Raw genomic sequence first — 16,254 nt, 5'->3', positions numbered from 1 at the left:
CATCTCTAAAATCAAATACCAGCGTGTAAGTAATTGTAGTTATGCAGTCTCACCATGCAACATTGAAACCTGCTGCTTAGGTTGCTTGCGACAAAATATACCGAGCAATATCGGTATCAAAATCAAAGTGACCACAGTAGCAAAAAGTTCACCAAACACTAAGGCAACCGCTGCTGGCTTCAAATACTGAGCCTGTTCTGCTTGTTCAAATAGTAAAGGTAGTAAGCCACAAACAGTGGTAACTGTGGTTAAAAATATTGCTCTAAACCGGCTCGTCCCAGCTTTGACTAAGGCTTCATTTAACGTCATACCACCGCGATAAAACTCGTTAAATCGCGTTATCAAAACCAGCGAATCGTTAATTACAATGCCTGTCATTGCCATCATCCCAAACATAGAGAGTAAACTGATAGGCAGGTTCATAATGTAGTGACCAAATATGGCACCTGCAAAGCCAAATGGGATCACAGCCATAATGATAAACGGCTGCCAATAAGATTTGAGTGGAATAGCCAACAAAATATAGATAAGAATAACCGTCATCAACATAGCCGATTTAAACCCTTTTGACACCGCAGTGATCTCTTCAAACTCTCCCCCAGTCATTATTTTTACACCAGGATATGTGCGCTCTAACTGATCTATGTCGCTTTGTAGGCTTGCGAGTACTTCTTCTGGTGATTGTATATCCCTATTTTGTTTCCAATAGAGATTTACAACCTCTGTTCTATCACGCCTGAGGATGATCTCTGGTACTTGTTCAAAGCTAAATGAGGCGACATCTTCAAGCCTAACACTTTGCCCAGCCCCAAAAGTTACTAAACTTGCTTTAAGCTGCTCTATGTTTTGGCGTTCATGCTTTGCATACCGGACCAGTACTTTCGTTTCTTGTCCTTGATCGAGTATTCGATGCAGCTCTCTATGTCCAAACGCCTCACCAGCCAACTTCGCAATGTTGTATTGGGTTAGACCCAATTGTTGACCATATTCATTGAGGGTAATTCGAATTTGTATTTGCCCTCCATCCGCGTCATCGTAGATATCCGAAACACCAGCCTGTACCGCTAAAGACTCGGATAATTGCGCACTAACACGTTTGGCAATCGCTTTTTCCTGTGCAGATATAGAAACAAAGGTCCCGCCTGCTGGCGCATCTGATGCTGAGAATTGTACCGAGTATGCCCCTTCAATAGCACCTGCGTATTCTCGCCAACTGTCTGCCAACAAATAGCTCGAAAGCAAACTCAAAGATTCATTGGTTAACTCAGCTGTCACTTCAATGGCTCCATAACCGTCAGACCACGCAAGTAAATTTACAACAGGATGACTCGCTAGCTGATATTGAGACTGTAGCTGATCGCCAACCTGATTCGCTGCTTGCTCTAACTGCGCCAAGGCCTTACTTTGAAGCGGCAATGGCGCGCCATCTTGCATCGACACCTTTGCGGTTACGTAGCGACCGGGGATATCAGGGAATACAGCACTGCGAATAGAACCTGTCGACCACATACCATAAGCAAGCGTAATAAAGGCAACAAAAAACAGTAAACTCGCCACTTTATATTTTATTGCTAAAGATAGCGTTGGCTGATACACACGTATTTTAAACGCATCTAACAACGATTGGGCAGCGGTTTGTACTGTACCAATCACACCACTTTTCTTTGCATTATCGTGTTTTAAAGGAGCAAGGTGTGCTGGTAAAATAAACTTGCTCTCAATGAGAGAAAATAAGAGCGCAATGATCACAACCACTGAAAACCCTGCCAATAGTTTTGCTAAGTCATTGTTGATCCATAGCATTGGGGAAAAGGCAGCAATCGTGGTCAATGCACCAAAAATTGTAGCTACAGACACTGATTGAACCCCTTCGAAGGCAGCTAAACGACCCTCTTTGTATTGACTTCGTTTATCATGAATGGCTTCACCTACCACCACAGCATCATCTACCAAAATTCCAAGCACAAGAATAAAGCCGAATAGCGTGATATCGTTTATGCTATGTTCGGTCAGCTGCAACACCCCTAAGGTACCAAACAGTGCTACAGGAATACCGGCAGAAACCCAAAAGGCTAACTTTAAATCCAAAAAAAGCCCCAAAAGTATGATGACTATCAAAAGTCCTTGCCATGCGTTATCTCCCAGCCTAAATAGTTGCTCTTCAATATACGGGGCCATATCTGCCATCGTGCTTAGTTGTACGTCCGCAGGCAGTCGCTCGCTGAGTTGTTCCAGTGTTTCATGAATGGCTGCACTTACATGAAGCAAGTTGTCAGACCTACTTGTACTTATTAACAATGCAATGGCATTTTGCCCATTATTACGCACAATTGAACCACTTTGCTCATAATCACGGTATACTTTGGCAATATCTCCCGCACGCACAGTACCCGTTTCTTTAACAATAATAGGGATATGCTTGAGCTCTGTGATACTGTCAGCGTAGCCATCTCCTTTCAATAACAAACGACCACTGTCACTTGTGAGTTCTCCACTTCTAGTCTCTTGAGAAAACAGTTCTATAGCTGAAGAAAAATCTTCTAAATTCATGCCTAATTGCGCAAGCTTGACCGGCTCAGGTTCAATAACCAATTGAGGGCTGCGACTCCCCCAGTTATCTACTCGGGATATATCGGCATGTTGCTTCAGCTTTGCCTCAACCTGCTTAGCGATTAACTGCAAATTACTGTCAGTTCTTGGTGCAGATACGACCACAAACGCGGCTAAGTTAGTGAATTCATCTTTGGCTACCATCGGGCGTTCTGCTAATTCAGGAAATCCAACAATTGCATTTACCCGATTACGTACATCATTGAGTAGCGTATCAATGTCCGTTTCTGAAGTTTTGCGAATCGTAACGGTAGATAGCCCTGCCGTTGACCGACTTATAATTTGCTTAATGCCAGCGATGTCACTGACAGACTCTTCGACGCGCTGTGTGATACCTTTGTCTATTTGCGCAGCAGTACCGCCTGGGTATGGCACAGTGATAGAGATACTTGATGGTGCAATTTGCGGAAACGACTCTACTCTCAATTGCCCAAATGCCAAGACTCCACTAACAATAATGGCAAACATCAACAGGTTGGCCGCGACCGAGTTATCAATAAACCACTTAGTTAACCAACTCATTGACTCTCCTCCTTACTCGCTAACCTTATTTGGTCCACTACAGGGGCAACTTTGTTGCCAACTAACATGGTTAACAGCGGATATGACACAATTTGTCGACTTGTTTTTGAGGCTGAATTGAAACGGATAAAGGCGTACTTGTCATTTTTAGATAGCACCTCTACTTGCTCTTTTTGCAAAGTACTCCCTTCATCAACAAGCCAAATCATGCCATCCCTTGTTAGGGCACTTTGAGGCACTTTAAATGCGTTTGGCTCTGCAACAAGCTGTATATTTACCTGAACTGGCTGATTTGGCATCAGCGAAACGACTGAGCTGTAGGGGTTAGCGACTTTTAATACAATTTGTCGCTGGCGAGTGTTTACATCCACATTAGGTGCAATATATCTAACATCCGCAGGCCAACTTGTACCAGCGCGGTCAATCACGTGCAACGATAATTGTTGCGACGCTAGCTGTGGCGCCAGCTTACGCCACGTCGACTCAGATATAGGCATAATAACATCTATACTTGCGCTACTGGCAATCTGAAATAAGGTTTCTCCAGCGCTTAACCAGTCACCGGGGCTTACCATTCTTGATAGGATAACTGCGTCAAACGGTGCAATAACCTGTGCTTCCTGTGCCAACTTACTGGTGCTCTCTAGCGCAAGCTTTGCTTGAGCTAAGTCGGCCTTAGCAGCCGCGACCTGCGGCTCTCTTCTTGCGTACCGACTTTGATTTTTGTCAGATAACATACGAACAGCAACCGACTGTTCATGGAGTTGTTGTTCTAGCGTTAGTTCAGCATGACGAACTCGACTTTGTGCCTGAGCCAGTTCCGACGCAAGGTGCGTCATGTCAAGTCTTGCCAAAGGCATCGATTTTGGCACCAGTGTTCCCGGCTCAACTTCAGTATCTAACCAACTAAGCTGTCCGTTACTAGACACTCTAAGCTGCGTTACATGGCGTGCTTGTGTATTTCCTATCAAGTTTATGTTTGGGGCATGGCGCGCTGGGTGCACTATGACCACAGAAACTGGTTGCGCTTGTGGCTCGTTCTTTTGATAAGCCTGCTCAGCAACAGTCAGTTCATCAACAATCACAAGCGCCGTAAAAATGGCTAAAACCCCCGCACCAATCGCCAATATATTTTTAAACTTCATAACTGCCTTCCTTAGTTAATTGTGTTTCATTGCCACGGTTTAATCGCTGTGTGATTTCGCTTAATCGGGAGAGTACCTGTAGCGTTACAGGCAGCATAATTGCCGTATCAACAAACTCAAGTGAGTAAGTTAAAATTGAAAACACTTCGCCAGTGCTCGGGCTAGGTACAATCTTCACCAACCATAAATTGCACAGTACAGATATGAATAGCAGTGCAAAAATAAAGCCGTATACAAGGGCTTCGGTATCCGACAATGCTATTTCATGTTTTTTCAACTTTTCAAGGTGGGCGCTAAGTGCCGCAAATGGCTTTGCACTTAGTACCTTAACCTGCTGCTCTGTTTGGTCATTCAATTTTCCGTTTAAACGCTTAAACGTGTTATGACAACAACCATAAACCATTAACATGCCGCAGCTTGCTAATAACACGCTCAAAGCAAAATAAGTGTGGAAAGTCGCGAGAATAATCACGATAGAGACAAGCTGAATTGCAGCCGTCATAAGCGCTGGCAAGTCATTTTCTAGAAAGTCCACTAATTCCCTAGACATTGTTAGTCGTGCGCTTTTAGAAGACACATCTGCCTCCTTTAGATTGTGAGCAACTTTCTCAGCAAGCCTTACACGAATACCACCGTAAACGCGCGTATCATAAAATCGGCGTAAAACACTTACGGTAACCAAACAAAATAGGCTGGTAGCAAACCAAAACAATGGTGTTGTATCATTAGCTAGTACACCGTCAATTGCGTAACCAATAAACAGTGGCAACAAAATAAGTAGAACATTTTCCAAAATAACCATTGACCAAGTAATGGCGATTTTGACAGGGCTTAATTTCACAATAGACCACAGTGAAATTGAGTGTTGCGTGAACATATCTGACTCCTAAATACCGCTAGAGCCGAAGTATCACCAATTTCGTTTTATAAAAAGTGTCCTAGATTGCTGTTTTACTATCTTGGGGGAATTTGAAAGGTCAACGGATACAAGTATTACCAGACTTTGTGATGCAGTGCGCCCGACCAGTAAGTTCAAGCCGAGCACACAGTAAAATTGATTACGCTTTTATATCTGGCTTCACTGTTTCGATCAGATTAAAAGAAGCGCCTTCTTTGCCATGAATGTAAACTCGGCAACCACGCCATTGTTCAGGAATATTCCACTGTAGCCCCTGCTGAACATCATAGACAGAATATTGATTTAAGCATCTTACCTCTAACGAGGTTAAATCACCCTCGATATTAGCAATTGTGAATGCATTTCGTACCAGTTCATGCTGCCACAAATCTTGGTCTGAAATCTGACCTTGTACCCAGATCTGCTTATTATCATCTTCGATAAATGCATGTAGTTTATCTATATAAGGTAATACCTGTTTCGTTACGTCCTCTGCGCCCTGTATTTCAGCCAAAATATCAAAATATCGAATAGCGTTTTTGAGCCTGTTGTGTTTTAAATTGAGCAATGTTGCACGCGCCACTGATCCGACATATATTTCTTTATTAAGGTACTTTTCCCCCCTGTGGATCAGGTTATCGAGTACATCAAGTTCGTCGAATTCATTGCCTGCTTTGAAGTGATACCTCGATACTAGAGCCCAGAAATAACTGTCTTCAGTAAAGTTGCCTAAATTCAGTTCTCTTAACTCTTTGATCTTTTCTGGTACACCTTCTAGGTCATTGCTTTCAATTTTAGCAATTAACGACTTGTAACGGCTTAAAAACCGACGTGATACACCTTTTGGGCCATTTTTTAATTGAAAATCCATTTGGATTTGGTTTTTACATTGTTTGATTGGTTTGCCATTTTGTACGGCTGGTTTAAACTGCCATTTTTTAATCGCTGTCAACGCTGCCTTTTCAAATGACTGAATTCCAGATGACTTTTCAACAACAGCGGACTCAACTTCGCCTTTTTCATTCACCACATAGCTAAGTTGCACCCACCCTTCTTGACCTCGTTCTGCTGCCCTCCGTGGAAAGGTTGCTGGAGTCCTTTCAATAGGTACAGCATTGATGATGGTTTCTCGTAAAAAGTCTTCCGTCTCAACTTCTAGTGCGTTACCAGCTTGAGATGATGCCGCTATTAGTATCAGCGTAGAAATCAGATTCATAATCTTCCCTTACTGTAAAAATTCAAAGTCAATTTTCGAAACGGTATCTTTTCGCTCCTAGAATGTTTTGAAGTCCCTTAAATTGCAAAACTCTTAAGTTCGCTTCCTATGTATATTTGTAATCAAATGACAAACAACATATTTAAGTTGTTTTCTCATAATACACTACATAATATAAACCTAATATGCCCCTCCTTGAGGTAATGTTTTGACAGCGCCTACATACCCTTTAAACACTAAAAAGCAACCAAAATAACACCATAAAGGTATTATTCGCTTATAAGGCAGGAGGTAAAGCCGTATAACTCCCACAAATGGCAAGCAAACCTACTGGTAGCAGCAGACACCACTGAGGCAGCTTAATCAATGCGTTAGCTTTGAAAAAATATGCCCCCACAAAAGCAAATACCATTGCAAACAACACATAAAGCGCACCAATCAACAAGACTGCGAGATAAAATTGGCTGGCAGCGTACCAACCGACTAAGCTCAGTATGACCCCGCAAAATAACAACACCACGGACACTATATGCCAACACGCCAACAGCGTCGCCTTGGGTACCTCTTCCAAGTTACATCTCAAAAAAGCTCTAACAGGGTCCACTTGACCTGCAAAAATATGCACGGCAGTGGTGAGCAATGCCAAAGCTCCAGCACTCAAAATCCATATATTCATAAAACTCCTTTTTACTTTACTTATTATTGCGGCAACAAACCTATTTGCTCACACACATTCTGTAAGTTGTTTTCATTTATCCCTGCCGACCCGGCAAAGAAGCCAACGGTAGCTTTGTCACTACTTGATTCACATTACTTTTTTTACTCATCACACTTTCGATCTATAAGTTAAAATACGAGATGCGTGTGTATATTTCAGTGATCCCATACCTACCAATTCCATCCCCCTCTAATCTTGAGCTAACACCTAGCACATACGTTGTGGTTGAGTCTCTATGATACGCGGGGCCACCACTGTCCCCCCACCAGATACACCTTCTAATGGTAAAGCGTTTGCACCTTCGTTAGACTTAAACTTTAGCAACGGTCCTACTGCCTCAAACACTGTGTTTTGAGCCTTGCGGAATGTTTGCTGATTCTGATAGCTACCAATAGTTTGTCCTGTTTTGCCAGTGCCCCTAGCTTCCAATTTTTACAAAGCTGTTTGGCTGTATACAAAAAGTTGCGAGTGCCGCAGTGACAATCAATTTGGGGTCTATCAAGGTAACGTGGGCACCATCAAAATAAAATGTTGCCAAAGGCGAAAAGTCGGAGTTTTTAGCTAAGTAACGCGTAGGGTCGACGTCATGTCGAATAACGTTCGTATGCGCTGATACACTGAACACAGATAACAAGGCAATTGGCAACTTAAACATACCCCTCTTTCCTTAACATTGCTAGATAATTGATTTAGTTATACTTACTATCACGCTTGGCTTTATTTTAAAATAATTAATTCATTTTCGTTTGCTGTTCTAGAACTTCAAAGGTCGCTGATATCAACTTACCTTACACAATCCTGTTGCAAATTTTTAGACAAAATTTTTAATTTGATTTAAGCAATAAAAAATTACAACCCCACCTCAATGTAAAATTTATGATACAAAGCAAGCGCAATTGATATGATAAATTTATAACAGTTTCATTCATACTCGCCAACCTCTTTTAACAAATAGATTTGCACGTAACTAGTGCTCAAAACACCATCGTTAGCTGCGCTTTAAGCAACAAAAACCATCATGGATTCAATATTATCTCTTGCCTAATTAAATTTAGTGTATATTGTATACAATTATCACTCTGTGATTTTAGATCATGTTTATCAGTTCTATATAAAAATAAATTCTATTTTTAACTTTAAAAAATAGTTTTGCATACAAATTTGGTGATACAGAAATACAATAATAATTCTGTGGTAAAGAGGGGAATACCATGAGCATCAACAAAAAAACGAAGCGCAATTTAAATCGGAGCTTATTAGCTCTAGCCATCGCTTCAACTAGCATCGTACCTAGCGCATATGCGAACGACGAAAATCAAGCCGAAGCACCTGAGCGCATCACAGTAACAGGCTCTCGCATTATGCGTGCAAGCTTTGAGGCGCCGTCACCTACTGTTGTTATTTCAGCAGAAGACATCAAAATTACAGGTGCTAACAATGTCAATGACATACTAACTGGTATGCCACAATTTGCAGATGGATTCGATTCAGCATCTGGTAACTACTCTTTCGGTAACTCGGGCCTAAATATTCTTGATTTGCGCAACATGGGCGAAGAAAGAACACTCGTACTAATCAACGGCAAGCGCCCAGCGTTAGTGGCAACCGACTACCAAGGTATGTTCGCTGATGTCGGTACTATTCCAGCCTCGTTGATTGAGCGTGTTGAAGTCATGACAGGGGGCGCATCCGCCATTTATGGCTCTGATGCCGTTGCAGGTGTTGTAAACTTTATCCTGAAAAAAGATTTTGAGGGTACGCAAGCGAATGCACACTTCTCTGGTACACAAGAAGGCGGACATAGCACAAGAAGCTTTAACTTTACCCACGGCTTTTCATTTAAGGATGATGGCAATGTCACCATCGCCCTTGATTACTTGTCGGAGTCAGCACTGACTCAAACCAACCGCGAAAAGTCCTATAATTATCAGCGCTCTGTAAGTAACCCAAATAAAGGCGAAGGCCAACCAGATAAAATTTGGAAAACCAATGTATCCCCTATTCCTTGGGGTGTACCTCAAACCATTTTTTCAGTCTATAACAATGAAGATGGGGGCTACGACTGGTATGACTTTGATGAGGCCTCACAGGAAGTCGCGCTTCGCGCACGCTATAGAGATATGTACGACGGTTGGCTGGTCGACGCCGATAAAGGTTACGAAGGGACGGCATGGGGTCACATTGAAGACCCGTTTGAACGCATTAATCTCTTCACTTCATTGAACTATCAACTCGACAGCTTTGACGTCAATTTTGATGTCACATTCGCTCGCACAAAATCCAATAACGTCATTGATCCGCCATTTAAACGTGCTTGGATGCAAGTAAAAGAGGTAAAGGATCTTTTTGATACTCCTGCTTCAATCACCGATAACTTTGATGATGAAGACTGGATTGGCTTCCACCACACCTTTTACGAACGTGGTGGACGTAAACATACTAATACCAGAGACTACTTTTCTTCATCTTTAACTTTTTCAGGTGTTTACGCCGATGATTGGTTTTGGGACGTAAACTTCGTCACTGGTAAGTCAATGGCATCGCTAGAGCGACATACTGAAATGCGCCAAGACCGCTTTACAAGTAAAATGCAAGTCGCTGGAGAGTGTGTTGAAGCGGGTAACTGCCCTACTTTTTCACCGTTTGAGCGCTCATCTGACGCATTTATGGATTATGTAATTGATTCATTCACATCTACCACAGACACCGTAAACCATGCGTTTACGGCAAACCTGTCTGGCGATCTTTATGAATTGCCTGCGGGTACTATGCAAATGAGTACCGGTTTAGAAGCGCGCTATGAAAGCATTTATTTTGACCCACATGAATTGTGGGCGTCAGGTAAATTGTCTTCCACAATGCAAATACTCGATGCCAGTCGCAACATCAAAGAGGCGTACGTTGAAGTATTAATCCCAGTATTAAGCGATTTGCCATTTGTTGATCAGTTAGACGTCGAAGCGGCATACCGTATCGCGGATTACTCAACCAACGATAGCCTTTTTGAAAGTAGCAAGCTCGCTGTGAACTGGATGCTGAACGATCAAGTTCGCCTGCGCTCTATATACTCTCAAGCAGTAAGAGCTCCTCAGCTATACGAGCAATTTAGAAGTGAGTCTATTGGGTATTCAAACATTACAGATCCATGTGATGCAGATGAGATAGATGGCGGTCCAGCAGATGGGCGCCGCAAGGCCAACTGTGCGCTGCTCGGCATTTCTCCAGATTGGACCTCAAACATCAAAACCCAGCGCGGCCAATCCAGAAGTTCAGGTAACCCTGACTTAAAACAAGAAAAAGCCGACACGCTAACGGTGGGTTTAGTGCTGACACCAAAAAGTTTGGTAGAATATTTAACTATTTCGATTGATTACTTTGACATTAAGCTAAAAGACAAAATCTCTGAGTTCAGAGGCACTGATGTTTTAAAGAACTGCGTTGACTTGTCTCAAAATTCAATCGACAACATGTTCTGTGATTTGGCTTTCAGAAAAGACAATGGTGACGTGGAATACGTAAAACCACTGAGCCTGAACTTTGACTCTGGTCGTGTCAGGGGGGTTGATTTAGAAGCATATTACACATGGAATTCACTCTCGTTCGACTTTAAAGCATCTCGCTTGCTTGAAGACTCTGAAACTACCCGTAACTTTGCAACAGGGCTAGATGAAACAGATAATGAAGTGGGTGAGCTAGGTACACCTAAATGGGCATCTAACTTAGTTACCAAATATCAATTGAATGACCTGACGCTAAGCTGGACATTTAAGTTTAAAATGTCTGGTCGCTATGAAGATGATGACGCATCAGGCTACCGAGATTCAGATACCCCTTCTCATTCACGAATTCATAACCTACGTGCTGATTATCAGTTAACGGACAACGCATCTGTTTATATTGGTATCAACAATGTGACTGACAACAACGGTGGCGATCATTGGACTACTAGCCGAGGCGGATACAACGGCTGGACGATCCTTGGCCGCTCTGGCTACATTGGCATCGACTACGATTTTTAACCCCAGGAGCGCGTGTTGAATCCATGCACGTCTAGCTAGTCCAATAGCCCCAAGTGATTGGGGCTATTTATATTTACAGTCCAGCGTTAAATAAAGTACCTATCTGCACTTTGCGCTTTAAACTCCCAAGAATCTGCACCATCAAAATAGCGAATAGACACCTCATCAAGCAGGCCTTTTTCGAACATACGCAGATTAACAGCCATGCGCTCTGATTGTGCTTTTTCTCTCGGCGTGTAGTGTGTAACGCACCCACAGTGCGCGCAGTGATGAAAATCAAGATATTCATCTCCATGCTTATAACTGTCAATACGCCCAGTGTTGCTTTCTATTTTGACCTCATCAAGTTTAAAGTAACCCCATATAGCACCATAACGGTGACATATTGAACAATTACAACTTGTCACTTGGTCAATTTTAGTCGATAGCTCGATAACTACATTGCCACAATGGCAGCTCCCTCTCATATTTCGCCCCTTCCATTTTTGTTTTATTTTGTCTCGTGTTCAAAGTAATGCCAAACAATAAAGCTGTACATTTATACAGTTTGCAATTTCAAAAAGCAAAAAATAAAACAAAAGTAATAGACGTGAAAGTGAGTTACCCTAAATAATACCTATAGAATACATGTCATACCGCTTTTGGGCGAGCACACTGATTTCTTCAAGCCCTTCGACTTCTTGAGTAAAACCCTCTAAGCCATCATCACCATTATATACGCCCCAAATTCCACCAGCCAAAGCACAAATGGTGTCTGTGTCACCACCTAATTGACAAATACTCGATAGCATTTCTAAAAGCGGTTCATGACGGTATTTAAAAGCAAAGTAAAGCGCGGTCACCACCGAGTCCGTACTGAGCACTCCGTTGCCAAACAAACGCTTTATCTCAGACTTAGTGAGCGCCTTATTATTCACAATCGCATGATAACAAGCTTCGATTTATATACGGCCAAATCGCTTTCATTGCATAGTGTTTGTATTATTCCTATTTTTTCAACACCACATATGGCAAGTTGCGTTGTACGCGCAATTAAGAAAGCACCCCCGATTGCTTCTGGGTGTGCATGGGTGATCTCAGCCGTTTTGATGATGTCTTTATGCAGCTGTTCCCGACTTACTAAGTTACACATAGCCACCACCGACGCCCTCATAGCAGCGCCACTGCCCTTTGACCCGTATTTAAACTTGGCTTTATTAAGTGCTGTAACTTTGCCCAGCCTATATACCTTTCAATAACTTAGCAGCACTTGGCCCATACCCTCTTGACCAGTGATAACTCTTGGCAAACTCTTCAGCTAGGTGATTTTGTTCAATCCGTTGACTCGCAATAAATGAATTGGCCACATCAATCGACATTTGTGTGTCGTCTGTATACCTTTGTTTTGCGTCGGTGTAACGCCTAAAAACCACCAAGTCGCGCGCTCTAATAGCCCTCCTTCATCCGCAGCCCCTCGCGCATCACCTATTACGACAGCTTTAAAACATCCTATTAATTTAGACCTTCCAATCACTTGCATCTTAATGAAGTACAAGATATGCAAGTCCGAGTTTCACACATCGAAAAGCTACTTAAAGAGCTGCAAGTTAGTACCCATGTACGCTAAATCATCAAAAGCCAAAACACCTCTTAGTTTGAATAGCGAAAAACAAAATAGAGAACATCACACATTTTTAGCAGACCGAACACAGTGGAAGGAAAAGTACTTATCAACCCTTTACGAAGACGCTAATAAAAAAGCACAATTGATGGTCGACTTCGTTTCGCAGAGCCATGATTTAACCAATACATAACAGCAGCGCCTGTTTTCCACGCTTAGAGATAACTTTATCGAAGTAGCATACGTAATCACCGACCAAGAGACTTACCCAACGTTTCATGACTTAACCAATAAAATAGCAGAACTAAACCAATTAAAGTCAAAGCAACTTAGCGAGTTTTTAACTGAAGAACAGATTAAACAACTCAACAACGTAAACTGGGTAAGCCGATTTAAATAGCACGCTTTGTAGCTGTTATAAAGCAGAAATTAGTTGGGGGGTTCAAATCCCCCTACTTACCCGTACACTCGTTCAAACGACATGACAATCGCAGAATAAAGAGACTTTCATTCTTGCTTAACATAGTGAGGATGACCAAAGTCGAACACTTTGACGCCAAAGCGGTCAGTAAATCAACAAACAGTCTAACCTAAGAGGTATTGAGTATAAAAACTATTGCTAAGCCAATATATTAGGGCTACAATACTGGAAAATAACAACTCTGCTACAAAGTCTAGTAAAGTTATTATCTACTGAATGAAAGATTTCAGGGGCTGATTAGGATTCGACAGGATTCATGAAGCCTGAGGTGCATGTCGAGGGGCGGTTGGCCTCGTAAAAAAGCCGCATTTAAAGTAATCGCAAACGACGATAACTACGCTCTAGCGGCATAATAGCCCGCTAGCACTCCTCCAAGAAATGCTTGTGGTTCTGGTTCTGGAGTGTCACCCCACACAAGATCGCTACGGAAACCCTGGCCGGGGTTGAAGGGCTAAATTGAAGCGGCCTCGCCTTTATCTATCGTGTTCGTCCGAGAGCTAAAGGTTAACTAATAGACGATACTAAACATGTAGGACCGAGGGTCGACGCTTTCTGGACGGGGGTTCAAATCCCCCCAGCTCCACCACATTAAGTGTTATAAAACAGCCAGTTAGAGAACTTCTTTAACTGGCTTTTTTGTGTCTGTAAAATAGTGTCCACATTCTGACCACATAATTTCAAAACCCTTCCCTCGCGGGGCGGTCACTCGCCGTGACAGGCTGTCGCTAAAACAAAAATACAAGTGGTTTGCCCCGGGTTTGCCCCGGGTTTGCCAGAGGCTCAATAACTTTAGAAGAATGCGCATTTCTCCGCCTCTTTACTTTTGGCAGCCGCGACATGCCCAAGCGAATACATCGCGCCTTGAATCCAAAATTTTTTATAAGAATTATCAAGCTCTAAAAACTCAGCGTTAGTCATTCCAGCAGCAACAGCCTGAAAGCTTACCCCAACGGACAGGGCTCCATATAACAAAAACTTCTTTAATTTATATTTGAAAATTGATAAAGGTATAATAACTGCGTACTCAGCAAGGATTTAATGGTGCGTCCCACCACACTTACAGCCTGTTGAATCCTTGCTAATCTATTTATACGTAACGGGAAAATGGATTATGCCAACTTTCAAATAAAAGTTAACAAGCTCAAAAATTTGAGATGTTTTAAAAGACTGCGAATGCCCAAAAGTAACAACAGCAACCACCCTAAGCGGGGCTCTTCGATCAAAGTTCAGCCCATTCGAACACGCCAAGCAATCAACACCATCAAAGCACACTTAAAACATCAACCCAGAAACCTTTGCTTATTTACCCTGGGCATCAACAAGGCCTACAGGGCCAATGAGTTACTATCACTCACCATAGGCCAAGTCATACATCTGCAAGTGGGTGATTATTTAGAGCTTAAGCAATCCAAAAATAAACAGTACCGCCCTATCACGTTAAACACCTCAGCCATCACCGCAATACAAAATTGGCTAGACCACCACCCAAACCGCTTAGACCCATCCGCCCCTTTGTTTGTATCATTTCGAAGACTGAGGAAACCACTCACAGTGCCAGCGTTAAATCGGCTGGTTAAAAGCTGGTGCAAGCATGCAAAACTCAATGGCAACTTTGGTTCGCATACGCTCAGAAAAACATGGGGGTATCATCAACGCATTGAAAATCATGCGTCAGTTGCACTGCTAATGCGCGCATTCCGCCACGCCACCGAAGCCCAAACTCTAGACTATCTTGGCATCATCCCCGATGAGATCAAGGATATGTATCTAACGCTAGAGCTGTAAGCTAATATACACATATCAGGTAAGAGCTCTCATTGATAGAAGCAAAGACAGCCAAGTACATGCTAAATGAATCACCACTATTTTCCTACACCTTGAAAATATGGTCATCAAAAATAGAGAGTTAAGCTACAGCCAATGGCGGTTTTCCTCCATTAGCTTTGTGTGGTCTTTTATGATTATAAAACCACAGCCAACTTGTAGCATGTTCTTGAACTTCTTCCAACGTATCAAATAAGTTTTTGCTCAACCAACTATATCGAATTGTTTTGTTATGTCGTTCGATGTAAGCGTTTTGTTGTGGGTTTCCTGGCTGAATATATTCAATTCGAATTCCATGTTGTTTAGCCCAGTGAATGAATTCATGACTTATAAATTCAGGGCCATTATCACAACGAATGACGCTTGGTTTTCCTCGCCACTCAATTAGCTGATTTAGGCTTCTTATCACTCTAATCGCTGGAAATGAATACCCCGCATCAATCACTAACCCTTCACGTTTAAAGTCATCTATGACGTTAAACAAACGTATTTTACGGCCATTGCTTAACTGGTCATGCATAAAGTCGACTGACCACACTTGATTGTGCTGTATTGGCTCCTTCAGTGGTTCTGGTTTATGTCGCTTCAATCGCCTTCTGGGGCGTATTCTCAAATTAAGGGTAATTCACAGTAAATTCGATAAACACGCTTATGGTTCCATTTGAAACCTTCAACATTTCGTAAATAGTCATAGCAGAGACCAAAACCCCAATCGACTTCGTCCTCGGTTAACTTTACAAGCCAGTCGGCTATTTCAGCGTTTTCTGAATTTAACTTTGCTTGGTAGCGGTAGCACTTTTCACTAATACCAAAAGCCATGCAAGCCAGTTTAATACTGATGTTGCGATTGGAAACCATATGCTGCGCCATCACTTTACGTTGCGATGGCTTCACCACTTTTTTTGTAACGCTTCCTGAACTATTTCCGCTTTTAACCGCTCTTCAGCATACATTTTTTTCAGGCGACGATTTTCTTCTTCTAGCTCTTTCATACGAGCCATAAGTGATGCGTCCATCCCGCCATATTTAGCACGCCACTTGTAAAAAGTAGCACTACTCATGCCGTGCTCACGACATAGCTCTGGAACAGGAATGCCCGATTCTGATTGTTTTAGAATAGCCATTATCTGGCTGTCACTAAATTTTGATTTTTTCATGTAGATCCCCTTCGTCTAATTTACGAGAAAATTCTACTTTTGAGGACTGTTATTTTTAGGGGGG

Annotated in this window: 13 protein-coding genes, 1 other RNA gene and 1 pseudogene; 4 read left to right on the top strand and 11 right to left on the bottom strand. The window is 42.3% G+C overall.

The window, feature by feature from the left end:
- Positions 1-39: 39 nt before the first annotated feature.
- The 6 genes from N482_RS03650 to N482_RS25120 form a co-directional block, all read right to left on the bottom strand.
- Positions 40-3,132, bottom strand: a complete 3,093-nt coding sequence (locus tag N482_RS03650; protein ID WP_063375790.1) for an efflux RND transporter permease subunit — start codon at positions 3,130-3,132, stop codon at positions 40-42.
- The gene (locus tag N482_RS03645; RefSeq protein ID WP_063375789.1) at positions 3,129-4,277 is read right to left on the bottom strand and encodes an efflux RND transporter periplasmic adaptor subunit; all 1,149 of its coding nucleotides are present in this window, start codon (positions 4,275-4,277) and stop codon (positions 3,129-3,131) included. Before N482_RS03645 ends, N482_RS03650 begins: the two co-directional genes overlap by 4 nt.
- Positions 4,267-5,154 carry an ABC transporter six-transmembrane domain-containing protein gene (locus N482_RS03640; RefSeq protein ID WP_063375788.1) on the bottom strand — a complete coding sequence of 296 codons (888 nt, stop codon included), beginning with the start codon at positions 5,152-5,154 and terminating at the stop codon, positions 4,267-4,269. Before N482_RS03640 ends, N482_RS03645 begins: the two co-directional genes overlap by 11 nt.
- A gap of 181 nt (positions 5,155-5,335) precedes the next feature.
- Positions 5,336-6,391, bottom strand: coding sequence for an energy transducer TonB (locus N482_RS03635; RefSeq protein ID WP_063375787.1), 1,056 nt, complete (start codon positions 6,389-6,391; stop codon positions 5,336-5,338).
- 277 nt (positions 6,392-6,668) lie between these two features.
- Positions 6,669-7,067: a hypothetical protein gene (locus tag N482_RS03630; RefSeq protein ID WP_063375786.1), complete on the bottom strand. Its 399-nt coding sequence runs from the start codon at positions 7,065-7,067 to the stop codon at positions 6,669-6,671.
- Positions 7,068-7,527: 460 nt separating this feature from the next.
- Positions 7,528-7,764, bottom strand: a complete 237-nt coding sequence (locus N482_RS25120; RefSeq protein ID WP_063375784.1) for a hypothetical protein — start codon at positions 7,762-7,764, stop codon at positions 7,528-7,530.
- A 556-nt stretch (positions 7,765-8,320) separates the two neighbouring features.
- Between N482_RS25120 and N482_RS03615 the strand changes: the two genes are divergently transcribed.
- Positions 8,321-11,128 carry a TonB-dependent receptor plug domain-containing protein gene (locus N482_RS03615; protein WP_063375783.1) on the top strand — a complete coding sequence of 936 codons (2,808 nt, stop codon included), beginning with the start codon at positions 8,321-8,323 and terminating at the stop codon, positions 11,126-11,128.
- An 86-nt stretch (positions 11,129-11,214) separates the two neighbouring features.
- Here N482_RS03615 and N482_RS03610 read toward each other — a convergent pair whose 3' ends face one another.
- The 4 genes from N482_RS03610 to N482_RS25865 form a co-directional block, all read right to left on the bottom strand.
- A complete protein-coding gene (locus N482_RS03610) occupies positions 11,215-11,595 on the bottom strand; it encodes a GFA family protein (protein WP_063375782.1) in 381 nt (126 codons plus the stop codon).
- A 138-nt stretch (positions 11,596-11,733) separates the two neighbouring features.
- Positions 11,734-12,045, bottom strand: a complete 312-nt coding sequence (locus tag N482_RS25875) for an ADP-ribosylglycohydrolase family protein (protein ID WP_063375781.1) — start codon at positions 12,043-12,045, stop codon at positions 11,734-11,736.
- Positions 12,042-12,347, bottom strand: coding sequence for an ADP-ribosylglycohydrolase family protein (locus tag N482_RS25870; RefSeq protein ID WP_269202099.1), 306 nt, complete (start codon positions 12,345-12,347; stop codon positions 12,042-12,044). The genes N482_RS25875 and N482_RS25870 overlap by 4 nt, the downstream gene beginning before the upstream one ends.
- Position 12,348: 1 nt before the next feature.
- A complete protein-coding gene (locus N482_RS25865) occupies positions 12,349-12,540 on the bottom strand; it encodes an ADP-ribosylglycohydrolase family protein (RefSeq protein ID WP_063375779.1) in 192 nt (63 codons plus the stop codon).
- A gap of 183 nt (positions 12,541-12,723) precedes the next feature.
- On the opposite strand from N482_RS25865, the gene N482_RS03590 reads away from it, so the two are divergent.
- The 3 genes from N482_RS03590 to N482_RS03575 all read left to right on the top strand — a co-directional run bounded on the left by N482_RS03590 (position 12,724) and on the right by N482_RS03575 (position 14,994).
- Complete coding sequence (locus N482_RS03590; RefSeq protein WP_063375778.1) at positions 12,724-12,921, top strand: hypothetical protein; 198 nt, start codon at positions 12,724-12,726, stop codon at positions 12,919-12,921.
- A 517-nt stretch (positions 12,922-13,438) separates the two neighbouring features.
- Positions 13,439-13,795: a transfer-messenger RNA gene (gene ssrA, locus N482_RS03585) on the top strand.
- Positions 13,796-14,382: 587 nt separating this feature from the next.
- Positions 14,383-14,994 (top strand): tyrosine-type recombinase/integrase, encoded by a 612-nt coding sequence (locus N482_RS03575; RefSeq protein ID WP_063375776.1) that lies wholly within the window; start codon positions 14,383-14,385, stop codon positions 14,992-14,994.
- Positions 14,995-15,115: 121 nt separating this feature from the next.
- Here N482_RS03575 and N482_RS03570 read toward each other — a convergent pair.
- A pseudogene (locus N482_RS03570) lies at positions 15,116-16,190 on the bottom strand (IS3 family transposase).
- Positions 16,191-16,254 lie beyond the last annotated feature (64 nt).

Origin of the sequence: Pseudoalteromonas luteoviolacea NCIMB 1942, assembly GCF_001625595.1 — a bacterium.
Lineage (GTDB): Bacteria > Pseudomonadota > Gammaproteobacteria > Enterobacterales > Alteromonadaceae > Pseudoalteromonas > Pseudoalteromonas luteoviolacea_A.
This window is presented reverse-complemented; position numbering and strand designations above follow the sequence as displayed.